The sequence below is a fragment of the Dyadobacter sp. genome (assembly GCF_039919315.1).
Taxonomy (GTDB): domain Bacteria; phylum Bacteroidota; class Bacteroidia; order Cytophagales; family Spirosomataceae; genus Dyadobacter.
In genome coordinates this window covers 58,656-73,607 of the sequence record NZ_JBDSFX010000021.1, presented here as the reverse complement: position 1 = coordinate 73,607, position 14,952 = coordinate 58,656, and the positions used below count along the sequence as shown (strand labels likewise).

Below are 14,952 nucleotides of genomic sequence, written 5' to 3'. Positions count from 1 at the left end.
GGGATGCCCCAAACATCCCATCTGTGTCTTTCATCTTTGAAATTAATAAAACGACCTTTGATTTTCATATTATGCGCGATACCGATACTATTCATCTTTGCAGCCTCATTAAACGCTAAACAAGATGGAGAGTATTACAGCAATTAAAAGCGCACAGCATGTGCCAATCAAACTTAAAAACACACAAACAAGTACCAGCAGCAATAGCCAATCTTTGATGAAAGATCTCATTAAAGGATTTTGCCTTTTGTGGATTGGTTTTTCATCTATGACTGCGAGGGCACAAAACCTGGATGATCCAAAGGTTTCAACTTATGAATCGCAGGCCAAAAAATTCAAGCCCGAAAACGGATTGGCCGCCAGAAACGCAAACGACATCAAAATGTTCGTCTATGAATGGTTTACCCATTTTGAACATGCGTCTAACGTCGACTATTATTTAGCGCACCTGAATAACAAGGATATGAGCCTTTCATTCCCCGGGCAAGCGCCGTTAGTGAGTCATTCCGATTATGCCAAATGGTACAATAATCTATTGACACAAACGCTCTGGAATTTTCATGATATTTCAAAAATCCAAGTTAAACGGGCAGCTGCTCATGAATTTCTTGTCAGTTTTGTAATTGACTGGTATGGTGAAGTGAAAGCGACAAGTGACCAGCTGGCTGGCTGGCAGAGCAGAAAAGACAGTTTTATCTATCATTATAATTTACGGCAAACCTGGATAATTAAGGATATGGATAACCAATTGATCATCCGGAACCTGGTGGTCACAGGCGGGGAAACGCCCTCTCTTATTGTTGATTAAACAAACTGTGATACAAAAGAACACGGTCAACCTGCCGGTTGTGATCGTATTCTGATCTGTCCTTCCAATCAAATATTATAGCTTCCTAACTTTTATTATGACAGCAAAGAATCATCTATCAATCCGGCCCTTCTGCGCCGCCGTGCTATTATTTGTTGGATTGGTTGATTTATCCAGCAATTCCAATGCACAAAGTCTGCCCCAGAACCATTCATCATCTAATAGTCTTGAAATTTAGCGTGAATACGGATTAGACCCTGCGAAATCTTTAATGCAAAGGTTGCAGCCAGCCTCTGAAAAAACGTTGCAAATCTTCAAAGATGCGGGGATGTCGCCCATTGAGCATACGTTAACTGCTGAAGAATCCGGCCAGCTTGAAAAGGTATTTGCAGAACTACCCCCGTTGCATCAGCAGGTTTTAAAGGAGCATCTGGCAAGCATCAGCTTTCTGGACGATATGCCCAATACCGCTTTGACTTCGACTTTAAATTTTGGTTCGGATTTTCCTGTTTTTAACATCACTATCCGCGCAGCGATCTTCAAACAAAATGCCTCGGAATGGATGAGCGAGAAAGAACGCACCTGTTTTAACGCTGCGAACTCGCCACTCGTAGTATCCTGTGAAATTGGCCAGTTGAGCGCGTTACTTTATGTCATGCTGCACGAAACCACACACATCGTCGACGGCGTTTTACAAATAGCGAAAGGAAATTTTGGTACTGGAACCTGGCATGATATCACGAGGATCGCACCCGAGTTCAGCGACGCGTTGATCGACAGCACAAGATACCGGGGAGGCAAGCCGCTGCCCATTGATCGGGCAGAAAAGTTATACCAGGCATTGTCACTCACACCGTTTGTCTCTTTGTTCAGTACCAGCAGATGGCATGAGGACCTTGCCGAATACCTTTCGGTTTATCATTTTACCCAAAAACTCGGACAGCCGTTCCGCATTACAATTCGTGATAAGGGCAAAGAAATATTTATTTACGAGCCTATGAAGTCCAATTATTACAAAGCCGGCTTTTGCAAATGCAGCAATTTTATCAGCCACCGGCACCCAAAGGGTAACGCTCAGAACGTCTTCCTGAATTCTGCCGGGGTGTAACCTGTATTCTTTTTAAAGAACATATTAAAATTGGGTTGCTCGGAAAAGCCAATGCTGTAACTGATATCCTGAAGACTCCAGTCCGTCTGGACCAGTAATGCTTTGGCTTCGTCCAGGATACGGTTCCGGATGTGCGTACTGGCGTTTTGCCCGGTGTGTTTTTTAAGTAGCTGGTTCAGATAGTTAGGGTGCATTTGCAGGCTACCAGCAAATTCCTTGGCGGTTTTGATCCGGATCGGTGCGCTGAAATTGATGCCCGAGGTCTCTTTTTCAAGTAGGTCAAAAAAATGGTGGATATGTGTAAAGTCATCGCTCACCTTGTCAGGTTTTGGAAAGCGCGCCACTTTCATGCTTTCTACCATTAAAAGTTGAAGATATGCCTGCATCGCATCCTCTTTAAAATCGCTGTCGTCCGCTTCTTCCTGTTGCATCTTCTCAAAATACTGGCTGATCCGCGGCACCTGGTCATCATCAAGGCGGATCACGCTTTTTGTTTTTTCTGAAAACAGTCCGAACTTATCGATCACCGCTTTGAGCTGCGCATGGTGGTTAACAAATGCTTTTTTGAACAGCACGTAATGCCCGCCCGATTCCTGGGACAAGTTCCGCCAGGAAATAATATCGTTGGGGTTTATAAACAGTAGCGTCGGTTCTTCAATATAATACGTATTCAGGCCCAGGGTAAATACGCCGGTGCCTTTTGAAATGAGCAGGATCTTGTAGAATTCCCGTCTGTTGGGAGAAAGGTAATTGCGGCATGCGTGCTGCTCACGGTTGAAAACCCGGATTGTCCATCCTTCAAAATATTCACGAAAAACCGGGATCATATCCGGCAGGTCGCGCAAAGTATCAATCACTTTGCTGTCAAGGGTTGACTTGATCATAAAATCTAAGGAGTTATGCAATTTATTTAAAATGGATTGTCTCTGAAATTTTTGCCACGGATATGTGAATTTACACGAATATAAACATCCGTGTAAATTCGTGCATTCGTGGCTAAAAAAGTCACTCGGCATCATCATGATCTGTGCCCGTGATCACATCAAGCCACGTCGTAATATCTTTCTCAAAATCAGCTGTTTTGCTCCTATATCTTTCAAGCGTATCTTTTCCCAATGGCAAATGCACTGGCGGATTTTCGGAGCTGGCCAACGTGATAAATGCCTGTGCAAGTTTGAGCGGATCGCCGGGCTGTTTATAATTTACCTTCGAAGCGAACTCGCGCATAGCACCGACCGTATCCGCATAATCGGGGATAATTTGTTTGCTGCTGGAAAGCGAGGATTCGTCCAGGAAGTTGGTGCGGAAAAACCCGGGCGCTACCACGGTGGCGTGAATACCCAGCGGCGCAGTTTCCATCGCCAATGCCTCGGTAATGCCTTCGATGGCGAATTTGGTAGAACCGTAAAGTCCCCAGCCCATGTAGGCACCAAGCCCGCCAACAGACGAAATGTTGATGATATGTCCTGATCTTCTCGCCCGCATCGTGGGCAGCACGGCCCGGATCACATTCAAAGTACCGAACACATTCACCTCGTAATTCTGCTTAACTTCTTCATTCGTAGCCTCTTCAATCCCCGACAGCAAGCCATAACCCGCATTGTTGACCAGAACATCAATCTGACCGAAATGCTGTATCGCCTCGGCGACCGCCCCGGCTACCTGCGGCTCATTGGTCACATCCATGGTGACAACAAGTAGGTTAGCATCCTGGCCAAAACCTGCATGAAAGTCTGCCGCGTTGCTGCGGACGGTGGCCACCACCTTATCGCCTGATGCCAGTACTGCTTTTGTGATTTCAAGTCCGAACCCTCTTGATGCCCCGGTAATGAACCATATTTTTTGCGTTTTCATATCCTGATCGCTTTTGTTGTGTTTTTGATAAGACAAAATTGGCCACAATCAGCAGCAAGTATTATATCAAAAGCAAAGCTGCTCTTATGAATTTCAAAGATTAAATATTGCTTGAAAAAACTTTACCGATATGCACTTAAGTGAAATTCCGTTTCCGTCAACGCCCTGAAATTTGTCGTGTAATCAAAACAATAACACGATGAATCATTCAATAAAAAGAGTACAGAGAATACGTAGTTTGTTCGCAGGGCTGGTACTAGCCACCGTTTCCACATTGGCATTAGCATCTTGCACAGAAGACCATCAAATACCTGATGAAGCAAAACGCAAAACGTTTGTGCTTGTCAATGGCGCTTTTCAGGCTGCTTATGGCTGGGACAAGGTAAAGGCTGCACTAGAGGCCAAAGGAAACCAGGTCGTAGTAGTTGAACTTCTAGGCCACGGAACAGATCAGACAAACCCGGCCGGTATCACCATGGACAGCTACCGCGACAAGGTGGTGTCCGCCATCCAGCCCTTACAAGGTAAAGTTGTACTGGTAGGGCATAGTCTGGGCGGGATCATCATTTCGGCAGCAGCGGAAGTAGTGCCAGAAAAAATCGAACGCCTGGTTTATCTGGGCGCTTTTGTACCCCAAAACGGAGAATCACTATTTGCGATAGCAGGCCAGGATACCGAAAGTGAGCTCAGCCCGCTATTTGTCCCGTCACAAGACCACCTGACGGTTGGCATCAGCGATTTTGAAAAATTTCAGAATGCGTTTTGTGCCGATGCAAGCCAGCAGGATAAAAAAGCCGTGCTTGATCGTTTTCGCCCCGAACCAGCAGTACCATTGACCAATCCGGTAACATTAACATCTGCCAAATTTGGGAGTGTCTCAAAAAGCTATATTAAAACCTTGCAGGACAAAGCGCTGGGAAAAACGCTTCAAAACAAATTGATCACTGACCATAAGATCACCGACGTGCACGAGATCGACAGCAGCCACTGTCCGTTCTTGTCCAAATCACAGGAGCTAAGTGATTTGTTAATCTCGATTGCCAATCAGTAATTTGAAATCCATGATAAGCATTGCGCTACATTTGCCTTGATTGATAATCAGATAAAGATTGAACAGGTGGATAAATTGGCACTACTTAACGAAGTGATCGCGCCATTTGCAGGTCTTGCGGAAGATGAACTTTCCGTAAGCCTGCCTTTGTGGCGTACACGCAAGATCAAAAAAGGTGAGTTTTACAACCGGCAAAATGTGGTTTGCAAAGATTTGGGAATTGTGCTCAAAGGTATTTTCCGGATTTACTTTTACGATCCAAAGGCTGACCAGGAGAAGAACGTTTACTTTTTTTCCGAAAAACAGTTTCTCGTTTCATTCCGTAGCTTTATTTACCAGTACCCGTGCAGCTATTATATTGAAGCCCTCGAAGACTCCGAGATCATGTACATGGATTATCACGATCTGCAAAAAATGTATACTGCCTCCAAATCTTGGGAGCGGTTCGGAAGGCTTCTTGCCGAACACTTTTTTAACCATTCACAGGGACGGGCAGAAGACCTTTTGTTTCTAACCCATGAAAAGCGTTACCTGAATCTGTTGGAAGAACATCCCAATATCGTCAAGCGCGTACAAGGGTATCATATTGCCTCATACCTGGGCGTTAAAAATCAATCGCTCAGCCGCATCCGTAAAAGGTTGATAGAAAAGTAAGATCGCCCGTCCGATAATCTGAATACACAATTCAGGGATATGGATACTTTTTGGTTTTACATCGATTTTACCTTTGTCTTGTCTTAAAAATCAATTGAAACAGGAAACATGAAGAAAGTAAAATTAGGAAGCCAGGGATTGGAGGTACCACTGCTGGGTTTAGGCTGCATGGGAATGACCGCCTTTCACGGAACGGATATGTACGGTAAAGCCGATGAAAAGGAAGCAATCGCCACCATACACCGATCATTTGAACTGGGAGGCAACTTTCTGGATACTGCCGACCTTTACGGGCCATTCATCAATGAGCAACTCATAAAAAAAGCTGTTGAACCAAACCGGGCGGATTACATCATTGCTACCAAGTTCGGCAATGAGCTTGAAGACGACGGCACGGCCACCTGGAAAATTAACGGGACGAAGCAGTACGTCAAAAAAGCTGCTGAACGTTCACTCAAAAACCTGGGTACGGATTATATTGACTTGTATTACCTGCATCGGCTGGACAAGAATACACCCATTGAAGAAACCGTCGCGGCCATGGGCGAGTTGGTCCGGGAAGGTAAAGTCAGGTATATAGGTCTCTCCGAAGTCTCAGCTGACACTGTGCGTAAAGCACACCAGATTCATCCGGTCACGGCCGTGCAAAGTGAATACTCGTTATTCGAGCGCAAAGTGGAAGAATACGGTGTATTGCAGTCACTGCAAGAACTTGGGATTGGATTTGTGGCCTATTCACCGCTGGGCCGGGGATTTATAACAGGACAATTTCGTACGCCGGAGGATTTTCCGGAAGACGATTTCAGAAGGACAGTTCCGCGTTTTCAAGGCAAGCAGTTCTATAAAAATATCGAGCTGCTGGAGGCGGTCGAAGCGATGGCAGCGCAAAAACAGATTACTGCCTCACAGCTCGCGCTCGCCTGGGTACTTGCAAAAGGTGCCATCGCCATACCAGGCACCAAGCGTGTTAAATACCTTGAAGAAAATATTGCGGCGGCTGGTGTCGTACTTGACGCTGCCGACCTGGATAAACTCGAAAGCATTTTACCTTTGGGGATCGAAACTGGCAACCCATACAACGATTTTGGGATGGCCATGAACGATTATTGACATCCATGAAAAAGATCAAATCTATTTCCGAATTCCATCGCCTGATTGGCTTGCCATCCCCTTCGCATCCCCTGCTAAGTGTAATCCGTTTGGCTCAGATTGACATTACCTACGGTGACCACTGGCAGGGTTTCCATACTGACTTTTATTGCATTGCATTGAAAAAAGACGTGTCGTGTGCAATCCGGTACGGGCAGCAATATTATGATTTTGATACCGGGGTGATGAGCTTTACCGCTCCTGGTCAGTTGCAACATCTTCTTCCTGACCAGATCCGGCAGGCCAAAGGGTATGTGCTGCTTTTCCATCCCGATATCCTGGTCAGGCATCCGCTTGCCGGTATAATCAAAGGATATAGCTTTTTCTCCTATTCGGTGAGCGAGGCGCTGCATCTTTCAGAAAAAGAAGAATCCCATATTATCGGTCTGTTAGAAAAGATCAGTGAAGAAATTGAACGTATCGACGTGCACACACAGGACATCGTGCTTTCACATATCGATTTGCTGCTCAACTATTCCAAGCGCTTTTACGACAGGCAATTCCTGACCCGCAAACTGGTCAACCACGAGCTGGTTGATAAATTTCAGCAGGCCGTTTATGACTATTTTGCTAAAAACCTTCCTGATAAGAACGGTCTGCCAACAGTACAATACATTGCTGATCAATTGAGTCTGTCCCCCAATTACCTGGGTGATATGTTGCGCGTGCAAACCGGGCAAAATGCACAGCAGCATTTACAGAACATCGTCATCGAAAAGGCAAAGCAGCTACTGGGTATCACTACCATGTCCGTCAGTGAGATTGCCTTTCAACTGGGATTCCAATACGCACAGTCATTCAACAAGTTGTTTAAATCTAAGACCCAGCTGTCCCCTCTTCAATTTCGTAGTAGTTTGAATTAACGACATCTATTCATTTAAATTCACGCCTCTTAGGCTCAGATGCCTAATCTTTTAGGTTTATGCCGTTAAAAACATAACCCCTGTTATACAACAAAATATTATTTGAAAATCTCTGTATGCCCGTTACTCCGAGGGTCAAGAACCTGCACCAAACTAAAATCAGGAAACCCTAATTACGATCTTACCCAGGCTCCCTTTCGCCAGGTGATCGTATGCTTCGATAACTTCATCGAAACTGTAAATTTTTTCAATAACTGGCTTGATACCCTTTTCGGCAAAAAAATTGATCATTTCACCCAATGCTCTTAAATGGCCGACTGCTATGCCTTGCAGTTTGATCTGTTTGCTCATTACTGTGATAAGATTGAAACTGGCGGTTTGGCTTTCTAGAAAACCAATGATGAAAATTTGACCATTGTGTTTAACCGCTTTTGCAGAGTCATTCAGGCCGCTACCGCCAACAACTTCCAGCAAATGGTCCACACCTTTACCTTCGGTAAGCCTAAGTGTTTCTTGAACCCAATCAGCTGAATTGTAATTGACAACCTCATCAGCACCTATATATTTCAATTTTTCAGCTTTCAGCTCGCTGCTTGTAGTAGCTATCACACTTGCACCCAAGGCTTTGGCGATTTGAATACCGAAGACAGAAACACCGCCGGAACCCTGAACAAGAACGGTGTCACCTGCCTTAAGTTTTCCATAATTCATGAGTGCAAACCATGGCGACAAGCCAGCTGTTGGAAAAGTACAGGCTTCCTCGTAGCTAAAAAAATCGGGGATCTTTACGACACCCTGCGACTCCAGCACAATATACTGGGCCAGGGCTCCCTGTAATGCAGAGCCCAATAAATATTTGTATTCGTCCGGGGTGGCCTCCCCATCAAGCCAATGTGACCAGAGATGAGAAATTATCCGGTCTCCAGGGTTGAGGTTCGTCACATCAGATCCGGTCTGTACTACTACACCTGCCGCGTCCGATACCGGAATCAACGGCAATAAAATCTCACCCATATATCCGTCAATAACGGCTTTGTCTCGATAATTTAACGACACCGCGCCAACTTTCACGAGCACCTCATGAGGTTTTAGCTCAGGAATGCCTATCGTTTCAAGTTTCAGATTATTTATCCCAAATCCATGAAGTCGCCATGCTTTGGTCTTTGAAGGAATTGCTATTGTTGTCATCACTTAAATTATTTATAAAATTCACAAACAAGCTTTATGGCAGTCAGGAACACGGCTAATAATTCCTGACTGTAAAAAAAGTAGCCGGGTTAATCTTGCGGGCCGTAACTTTTTCTTGCTTTTTGAAGCTATTGTATCGATGCAACATCAATCACAAAACGGTACTTCACGTCACCTTTTTCCATGCGTTCAAAGGCTGTTTTGATATCTTTAATGTCGATGATTTCAATGTCCGAAACGATGTTGTGTACTGCGCAGAAATCCAGCATTTCCTGTGTCTCTTTAAGGCCACCTGAAGCCGATCCAACAATACTTCTGCGGCCAAGTTGTAATCCGAATACCTGTTTGATTTCTAATCCTTGCGGTGGAATGCCTACAACAATATGAACGCCGTTCAGTCTGAGCAATGAACCATAAAAGTCGAAATCATGCTGCGCACTTACGGTGTCAAGAATGAAGTCAAACGAGTTTTTTACTTTTTCTATTTCTTCGGTATCAGAGGTCACCACGAAGTGATGTGCACCTAATTTTTTAGCATCAGCCTCTTTTTTAGGAGACGAGCTCAGAATGGTGACTTCAGCGCCCAAAGCCACACCGAATTTAACCGCCATGTGACCAAGGCCGCCTAATCCAAGTACAGCCAGTTTGTGCCCTTTGCCGACTTTCCAGTGTTTCAAAGGAGAATATGTTGTGATGCCCGCACATAACAAAGGAGCTACTGCCGGTAAATCCAGATTCTCCGGTATATGGACGGTAAACCGCTCATCGGATACCATAGTATTGGAATAGCCGCCATAGGTGGGTTGATTGTCCAGATATTTGTCTAAGCCATTATAGGTCGGAATGACACCATTTTCACAGTAAACTTCCTCGCCATCATTGCACGGCGCACAGTGCCGACAGGAATTGGCAAGTGTGCCAACGCCGGCCAGATCACCTACCTTAAATCCCTTCACGTGGTCCCCCACTTTTACGACACGTCCTACGATTTCATGACCGGGCACCATGGGAAATATACCCGGGAACCATTCATTGTTAATCTGCGCAATATCTGAGTGGCATACCCCGCAAAACAAGACATCAATTTGTACGTCATGTGGCCCGACATCTCTGCGTTCAAAATTCCAGGGGCTCAATTCCTGGTTAGCACTTTGCGCCGCATATCCTTTTGCTGTTATCATTTTTAGTCTTTGTTATGTTTGTAGAAAGCACAAAATTACCAGCTGGCCTGGCTGGCCACTTGTATAGATCAAAGAGAAAACTGAAAAAATCAAACCTCCGAAATGGATGAATTTACACAACAACGATTATTTGATTTTTACAACTATTGCTTTGATTTTATAAATTTGCAACGCCAATTATTAGTTACTTTTGCAGCTGTTCTGTAAGCATAACAGTGATTGGAACAACCATAAAATGGTTATCAGAAATGAGAGATATTGATTTACATGAGGACCTTAAAGATGATGAGCGCGTCTGGATGCCCGGCGAGATCGGCAAAGATGTTCAGCGTTTCAACGTTTTTTGTGTAAAACATGACAGGGATGAAGAGTTTAATTGCAAACCCTTCAACCGGAAAGCATTATATAAGATCAGCCTGCTGAAAGGGAAAACAAAACTATACTACGCCGACAAAACCGTTGATTTTGACTGTGCTTTGTTATTTACCAATCCCAATATTCCTTATTCCTGGGAACATCTGGAATCTGAACAGGTCGCTTATTTCTGTGTGTTCACGGAAGATTTTTTCGATCAGTTCATGCCCATTAAAGATTACCCTGTTTTCAAGCCGGGTAATGTTCCCCTGTTTCACCTCAATAAAGAACAATTTGGTGCATTTGAAGATATCTTTAAGCTGATGCTCAGTGAGATCACGCTTGAATTCAGTTACAAATATGATTCGCTTCGGGCGATGGTGCTTCAATTAATTTTCGCCGCACTTAAAATGGAGCCCGCCACTTTTCAGCCTTATAAGGATTCGAATGGGTCACAACGCATCGTTTCCATTTTTACGGAACTGCTCGAGAGACAGTTTCCAATTGAATCGACCATCCAGCGTATGGAGCTTCGTCATCCCACTGAATTTGCCAATCAGTTGTCTGTTCACGTCAATCACCTGAACCACGCATTAAAGGCTGTCACAGGAAAAACCACCTCACAATTGATCGCCGCAAGAATCATGCAGGAATCCAAAAGCCTTCTTGCGCATACCGACTGGAATATTTCTGAGATTGCATGGAGCCTGGGATTTGATGACCTTCCGCATTTCATTAATTTCTTCAAAAAAAACCAGCACCTCACACCAAAGCTTTACAGAAAAAATCAACCTGTTTGATTTTTCCAGCTTTCCATTTGATCTGACCAACTTTTAAGCAGACCATTTACATAATTTTACGTCGATACAAAATGCGCTCGGCTTATCCGAATTTGCCAACATAAAACACGATGAAATATGACTGTTGAAAACAAAACAGTGAAAGCCTTGCGGATGAAAAGTGCCGGTTTGGTGTCATCGATAGGTGATCCCGACTGTTCAATCTGACTATGGATGTAAATGAAGTTAACAGGATATCAAAAGCACTAAGTGACAATCATAGGATTTTAATGCTTTTTGCAGGTCGGAAAATATGATTCGACCGAATACGCAGATCTTGCGGCAAATTTTAATCTTGCCCAACCCACTATCTCGCACCATCTAAAAACCCTACGGGACGCAGGCTTGCTGGTTACAAGAAAAGAGGGTAAAAAAATAAAATGTTCACTGGGACGCTCCGTAATCGAAGAATACAATAAATTCTTTACTGAACTCGTCAAGCGTCAGGATCATAAGTAACCTCGGCAATTGTCAGAACTCGCCTGTCGATCATGATGATGTTAGTGGGATAAAAATCGAGTTGAGAGCGATCATGCTCAGCTCATTTTGCCAGCATTACTTAAAGTGTCAGCCCACCATCAATCAGAAGGGAAGCTCCATGTATATAGCTGGAATCATCCGAAGCCAGGAAGAGTGCTGCATTAGCAACATCAATCGGGTAGCCAACACGACCGGCAGGAAGTTTTTCTGTTGTATCCCGGACATCTTTCTGCTGCTGTTCAGTTACATTGCCCGTAAAAAATTTAGTTTCAATTACGCCTGGCAGGATTATGTTCGTTCTGATGCCTTTTTTACCATAATCGTATGCCATTTGCTTGGTATACCCCAGCATCGCATGTTTTGCAGAGATGTAGGCAGCCCCTCCAAACTTGGCAAAACTGCTCGCAACGGATCCGATGTTGATGATCACGCCCAATTTTTTATCGAGCATGCCTGGCAGGGCTGCATTTGTGACCATATACGTTCCTTTCATGTCTGTGTCAAAGACTTTGTCCCAGAGCTCCTCCTCTGCTTCCAGCGAAGGAGCAAACTTATCAAAATAGCCCGCATTGTTGACCAGAATATCAACTGGTCCGAGTTGCTTCTGAATTTGTTCAAACATTGCTTCAATGCTTTGCTTATCAGAGATATCTGATGCCACCGCTATGGCCTGTCCCCCGCCAGATACTATTTCATCAACGACGAGCTGCGCCTTTTCAATTTTTGTGGCACCTACAACAACTTTGGCACCTTCTTTTGCAAATAACAGAGCAATTGCCTCTCCGATTCCAGATGAAGCACCTGTGACAAGCGCTACTTTTTCATGAAGTTTCATAGTATTGATTTGTTTGTTTAAGTATTGTCTTTTTAGATTCTCTAATAAATAATTTGTAACCCAGAACATGACCGAAGTCACATCCTCAAAGACTCACTTGGAATCAGATATGGGTATTGCGGGTAACCGGTTTAAAGGTCACACAAATTTCTGGACAGCAGATAACGCCTGCCTAAGACCATGAAATGTAGTTGAGCGGATGCTTTGTCCTATCCTGGGAGAAAACAGGGATTATCAGTAATCGGTTACCATTTATGATGTCGAACAGGTTTTTTTGACCCGCTGACCGCTGTTACCTTCAAAGTAAAAGTCATCCAGAAACATATTTTAATTAAATGACTCTCTAAATTCCAGAGGTGACATTTCAGTCCTTTTTTTAAACAGCTTGTTGAAGGATTGAGGATACTCAAAACCCAATTGAAATGCGATCTCGCGTGCAGACAGGTTCGTTGTCGTCAATAATACTTTGGCCTTTTCCATCAGTTTGTTGTGGATGTGCTGCTGGGTAGTTTGACCGGTTATGCTCCTGAGCATATCACTCAAATAGTTAGGGGAGATATTTAATTGGTCCGAAAGTGACTTTACTGTCAGCATTCCGCTTTCCAAGGCGGAATCGTTGTCGAAGTAAGCAGAAAGCAGATCTTCTAATCGGATTAGAATCTCATCGTTGGCGAGCTTTCGGGTTATAAACTGGCGATTGTAGTACCTATCTCCATATTGCAAGAGCAATTCAATATTTGAGACAATCACGTTCTGGCTGAATTTATCTATATTCGACAGGTACTCGGATTCAATATTTTTCATAATATTTCCCACAGTCAGTTCTTCTTGTTCCGAAAGATGCAGGGCTTCATTCAACTGGTACGAAAAAAAGCCATGGTTTTTTATAGCCTTATTCAAAGGAAATCCTGCCAGAAAATCCGGGTGGAAGACCAGACTTATTCCTTCTTTCGGGGATGAGTCTCCTTGTTTGTGCTGCATGACCTGATGCGGTGCAATGAACGACATGACGCCCGAATCAAAATCATAGTTGCGCTGACCGTATTTCATTTTTCCTTCAAAATTCTTCTTAATGGAAATTGCATAAAAGTTGAACATATGGACTTCCGGCAAAGTCAGTTTTGGGATTGTGTTTTCAAGCCGAAAGACACTCACCAATGGATGCTTCGGCTTTCCTATTCCCCAGAATTCATGCAGTTCCCCAATGGATTTGATCAAATATGGAACCTGTTGATCTTTCATGGATTGTGTTTTAATAAATGAATGTCAATTTTTATCCAGTTGTAAGTTAACCAGAGGTCGGCACTCATAAAAATATAATTTTAGGAGCATCTTGGCTGGCTTGACGTTTGTTTCTGACCAGTGAAGATCATGCCTGATCGGTTGGCCGGATGAGCATTTCGTTTACTGCAACTCGCCGGGGATTGGTAACAATGAATGCGATACCCTCGGCGATGTCTTCTGCATGCAGACGTTCAACCTCGCCGAACATGGATGTAAATCCCTCCCATTGCCCATCCTTTGCTTCAAATAATTCGGACACGGTCGCTCCCGGTTCGACTACCGAAAATCGCAAAGATTGTTTCGTGAATTCCTGTCTCCATGCTTCTGTCGCGGCTGTCACAGCAAATTTGGTTGCGGTATAGATTGCAACTTCGGGTGCTGCTACCCGGCCGGATACCGATGAAATGTTGACTACATCTGCTACCTTCCGTGGACTTGTAGCAACAGCTGCCAGAAGGTGTGGTAAGGCGGCCTTTGTGATATACATCAGTCCCCGGAGATTGACGTTGACCATATGGTCCCATTCTGACAAAGGTGAATCAACCGATGGCCCGTTCATCATAACCCCGGCTGCATTAACAAGTGTATCAAGCCTGCCGAATGCTGCTATCGTTTTGGTAATTACTAATGCTGCTTCATCTGCTGATGTAAGGTCCGCTGCAATTGAAAATGCCCTTCCGCCCGCATCAACGATTTGCTGTTCCAATTTTTTAAGGCGATCCTCACGCCTGGCTACCAGGACTACCTGCGCACCTGCCGATGCAAGACGAAGTGCGGTTGCCTGCCCAATGCCACTGGACGCCCCTGTAATAATTGCTACTGTCTGATTAAGTTGCTCTGCCATGACTTTTGTTTTTAATTATGATTAAATATTACCCGCTAACCATGTATTTGTTCGTGCTGGTTAACATTACAAAAGTCATCAAACTCATTTTCCGCAGATAGTCCATTTCTCAGAAATGATTATCCAAAAAACTGCAATTGAGCATATCTCAAATCCACTCAAAAGGGGAAACAAACCCACATGGCCGCCTGGCGGTAAAGAAATCAAGGTAATAGATAGTCAGAGTCCAGACAAGTTTCTTACTTTTCGGCAGGCCGAAATCCTTGCATAACAGACCTAGTTATACTGCCGAAGATTTACATGTACGGATCTTCTCTTGGTCTTTTGCAACAAATTCGGGTACTAATAGAGTTACAAGTATACGCGTGTTTTCACGCCGCTTACAAAGAACCCTAATCGTGTTCAAAGATCATTTGGTTTGGCGGTGCCCAGCCAAATTCCGGTCTGTGATGGCGGATTT

The 14,952-nt window shown here is 44.2% G+C and carries 14 protein-coding genes; 7 read left to right on the top strand and 7 right to left on the bottom strand.

Going from position 1 to position 14,952, the window contains the following annotated elements:
• Positions 1-124: 124 nt before the first annotated feature.
• Positions 125-808 carry a hypothetical protein gene (locus ABIO93_RS06000; RefSeq protein ID WP_348065458.1) on the top strand — a complete coding sequence of 228 codons (684 nt, stop codon included), beginning with the start codon at positions 125-127 and terminating at the stop codon, positions 806-808.
• A gap of 271 nt (positions 809-1,079) precedes the next feature.
• Complete coding sequence (locus ABIO93_RS05995) at positions 1,080-1,916, top strand: hypothetical protein (protein WP_348065456.1); 837 nt, start codon at positions 1,080-1,082, stop codon at positions 1,914-1,916.
• On the opposite strand, the gene ABIO93_RS05990 is transcribed toward ABIO93_RS05995, so the two are convergent.
• Positions 1,883-2,800 (bottom strand): AraC family transcriptional regulator, encoded by a 918-nt coding sequence (locus ABIO93_RS05990; RefSeq protein WP_348065454.1) that lies wholly within the window; start codon positions 2,798-2,800, stop codon positions 1,883-1,885. The two genes, ABIO93_RS05995 and ABIO93_RS05990, sit on opposite strands and share 34 nt — an antisense overlap.
• A gap of 121 nt (positions 2,801-2,921) precedes the next feature.
• On the bottom strand, positions 2,922-3,770 hold the full coding sequence (locus ABIO93_RS05985; protein ID WP_348065452.1) for an oxidoreductase: 849 nt from the start codon (positions 3,768-3,770) through the stop codon (positions 2,922-2,924).
• A gap of 199 nt (positions 3,771-3,969) precedes the next feature.
• On the opposite strand from ABIO93_RS05985, the gene ABIO93_RS05980 reads away from it, so the two are divergent.
• The 4 genes from ABIO93_RS05980 to ABIO93_RS05965 all read left to right on the top strand — a co-directional run bounded on the left by ABIO93_RS05980 (position 3,970) and on the right by ABIO93_RS05965 (position 7,487).
• Complete coding sequence (locus tag ABIO93_RS05980) at positions 3,970-4,821, top strand: alpha/beta fold hydrolase (RefSeq protein WP_348065450.1); 852 nt, start codon at positions 3,970-3,972, stop codon at positions 4,819-4,821.
• A gap of 75 nt (positions 4,822-4,896) precedes the next feature.
• Positions 4,897-5,475 carry a Crp/Fnr family transcriptional regulator gene (locus ABIO93_RS05975; RefSeq protein WP_348065448.1) on the top strand — a complete coding sequence of 193 codons (579 nt, stop codon included), beginning with the start codon at positions 4,897-4,899 and terminating at the stop codon, positions 5,473-5,475.
• Positions 5,476-5,583: 108 nt separating this feature from the next.
• Positions 5,584-6,585 carry an aldo/keto reductase gene (locus ABIO93_RS05970; protein WP_348065446.1) on the top strand — a complete coding sequence of 334 codons (1,002 nt, stop codon included), beginning with the start codon at positions 5,584-5,586 and terminating at the stop codon, positions 6,583-6,585.
• 5 nt (positions 6,586-6,590) lie between these two features.
• Complete coding sequence (locus tag ABIO93_RS05965) at positions 6,591-7,487, top strand: helix-turn-helix transcriptional regulator (protein WP_348065444.1); 897 nt, start codon at positions 6,591-6,593, stop codon at positions 7,485-7,487.
• 159 nt (positions 7,488-7,646) lie between these two features.
• Here ABIO93_RS05965 and ABIO93_RS05960 read toward each other — a convergent pair whose 3' ends face one another.
• Both ABIO93_RS05960 and ABIO93_RS05955 read right to left on the bottom strand, forming a co-directional pair.
• Positions 7,647-8,675 (bottom strand): NAD(P)-dependent alcohol dehydrogenase, encoded by a 1,029-nt coding sequence (locus ABIO93_RS05960; RefSeq protein WP_348065442.1) that lies wholly within the window; start codon positions 8,673-8,675, stop codon positions 7,647-7,649.
• Positions 8,676-8,803: 128 nt separating this feature from the next.
• The gene (locus ABIO93_RS05955; RefSeq protein ID WP_348065440.1) at positions 8,804-9,856 is read right to left on the bottom strand and encodes an NAD(P)-dependent alcohol dehydrogenase; all 1,053 of its coding nucleotides are present in this window, start codon (positions 9,854-9,856) and stop codon (positions 8,804-8,806) included.
• Between the two features lie 248 nt (positions 9,857-10,104).
• On the opposite strand from ABIO93_RS05955, the gene ABIO93_RS05950 reads away from it, so the two are divergent.
• Complete coding sequence (locus tag ABIO93_RS05950) at positions 10,105-11,010, top strand: helix-turn-helix transcriptional regulator (protein ID WP_348065438.1); 906 nt, start codon at positions 10,105-10,107, stop codon at positions 11,008-11,010.
• Positions 11,011-11,608: 598 nt separating this feature from the next.
• Here ABIO93_RS05950 and ABIO93_RS05945 read toward each other — a convergent pair.
• The 3 genes from ABIO93_RS05945 to ABIO93_RS05935 form a co-directional block, all read right to left on the bottom strand.
• The gene (locus ABIO93_RS05945) at positions 11,609-12,364 is read right to left on the bottom strand and encodes a glucose 1-dehydrogenase (RefSeq protein WP_348065436.1); all 756 of its coding nucleotides are present in this window, start codon (positions 12,362-12,364) and stop codon (positions 11,609-11,611) included.
• Positions 12,365-12,691: 327 nt separating this feature from the next.
• Positions 12,692-13,606 (bottom strand): helix-turn-helix transcriptional regulator, encoded by a 915-nt coding sequence (locus tag ABIO93_RS05940; RefSeq protein WP_348065435.1) that lies wholly within the window; start codon positions 13,604-13,606, stop codon positions 12,692-12,694.
• Between the two features lie 127 nt (positions 13,607-13,733).
• Entirely contained in the window at positions 13,734-14,492 is a 759-nt protein-coding gene (locus ABIO93_RS05935) for an SDR family NAD(P)-dependent oxidoreductase (RefSeq protein ID WP_348065433.1), read from the bottom strand.
• Positions 14,493-14,952: the final 460 nt, after the last annotated feature.

Coding starts and splice junctions, on each gene's coding strand:
- ABIO93_RS06000 (WP_348065458.1), top strand. CDS start 125: ATGGAGAGTATTACAGCAATTAAAAGCGCACAGCATGTGCCAATCAAA.
- ABIO93_RS05995 (WP_348065456.1), top strand. CDS start 1,080: ATGCAAAGGTTGCAGCCAGCCTCTGAAAAAACGTTGCAAATCTTCAAA.
- ABIO93_RS05990 (WP_348065454.1), bottom strand. CDS start 2,800: ATGATCAAGTCAACCCTTGACAGCAAAGTGATTGATACTTTGCGCGAC.
- ABIO93_RS05985 (WP_348065452.1), bottom strand. CDS start 3,770: ATGAAAACGCAAAAAATATGGTTCATTACCGGGGCATCAAGAGGGTTC.
- ABIO93_RS05980 (WP_348065450.1), top strand. CDS start 3,970: ATGAATCATTCAATAAAAAGAGTACAGAGAATACGTAGTTTGTTCGCA.
- ABIO93_RS05970 (WP_348065446.1), top strand. CDS start 5,584: ATGAAGAAAGTAAAATTAGGAAGCCAGGGATTGGAGGTACCACTGCTG.
- ABIO93_RS05965 (WP_348065444.1), top strand. CDS start 6,591: ATGAAAAAGATCAAATCTATTTCCGAATTCCATCGCCTGATTGGCTTG.
- ABIO93_RS05960 (WP_348065442.1), bottom strand. CDS start 8,675: ATGACAACAATAGCAATTCCTTCAAAGACCAAAGCATGGCGACTTCAT.
- ABIO93_RS05955 (WP_348065440.1), bottom strand. CDS start 9,856: ATGATAACAGCAAAAGGATATGCGGCGCAAAGTGCTAACCAGGAATTG.
- ABIO93_RS05950 (WP_348065438.1), top strand. CDS start 10,105: ATGAGAGATATTGATTTACATGAGGACCTTAAAGATGATGAGCGCGTC.
- ABIO93_RS05945 (WP_348065436.1), bottom strand. CDS start 12,364: ATGAAACTTCATGAAAAAGTAGCGCTTGTCACAGGTGCTTCATCTGGA.
- ABIO93_RS05940 (WP_348065435.1), bottom strand. CDS start 13,606: ATGAAAGATCAACAGGTTCCATATTTGATCAAATCCATTGGGGAACTG.
- ABIO93_RS05935 (WP_348065433.1), bottom strand. CDS start 14,492: ATGGCAGAGCAACTTAATCAGACAGTAGCAATTATTACAGGGGCGTCC.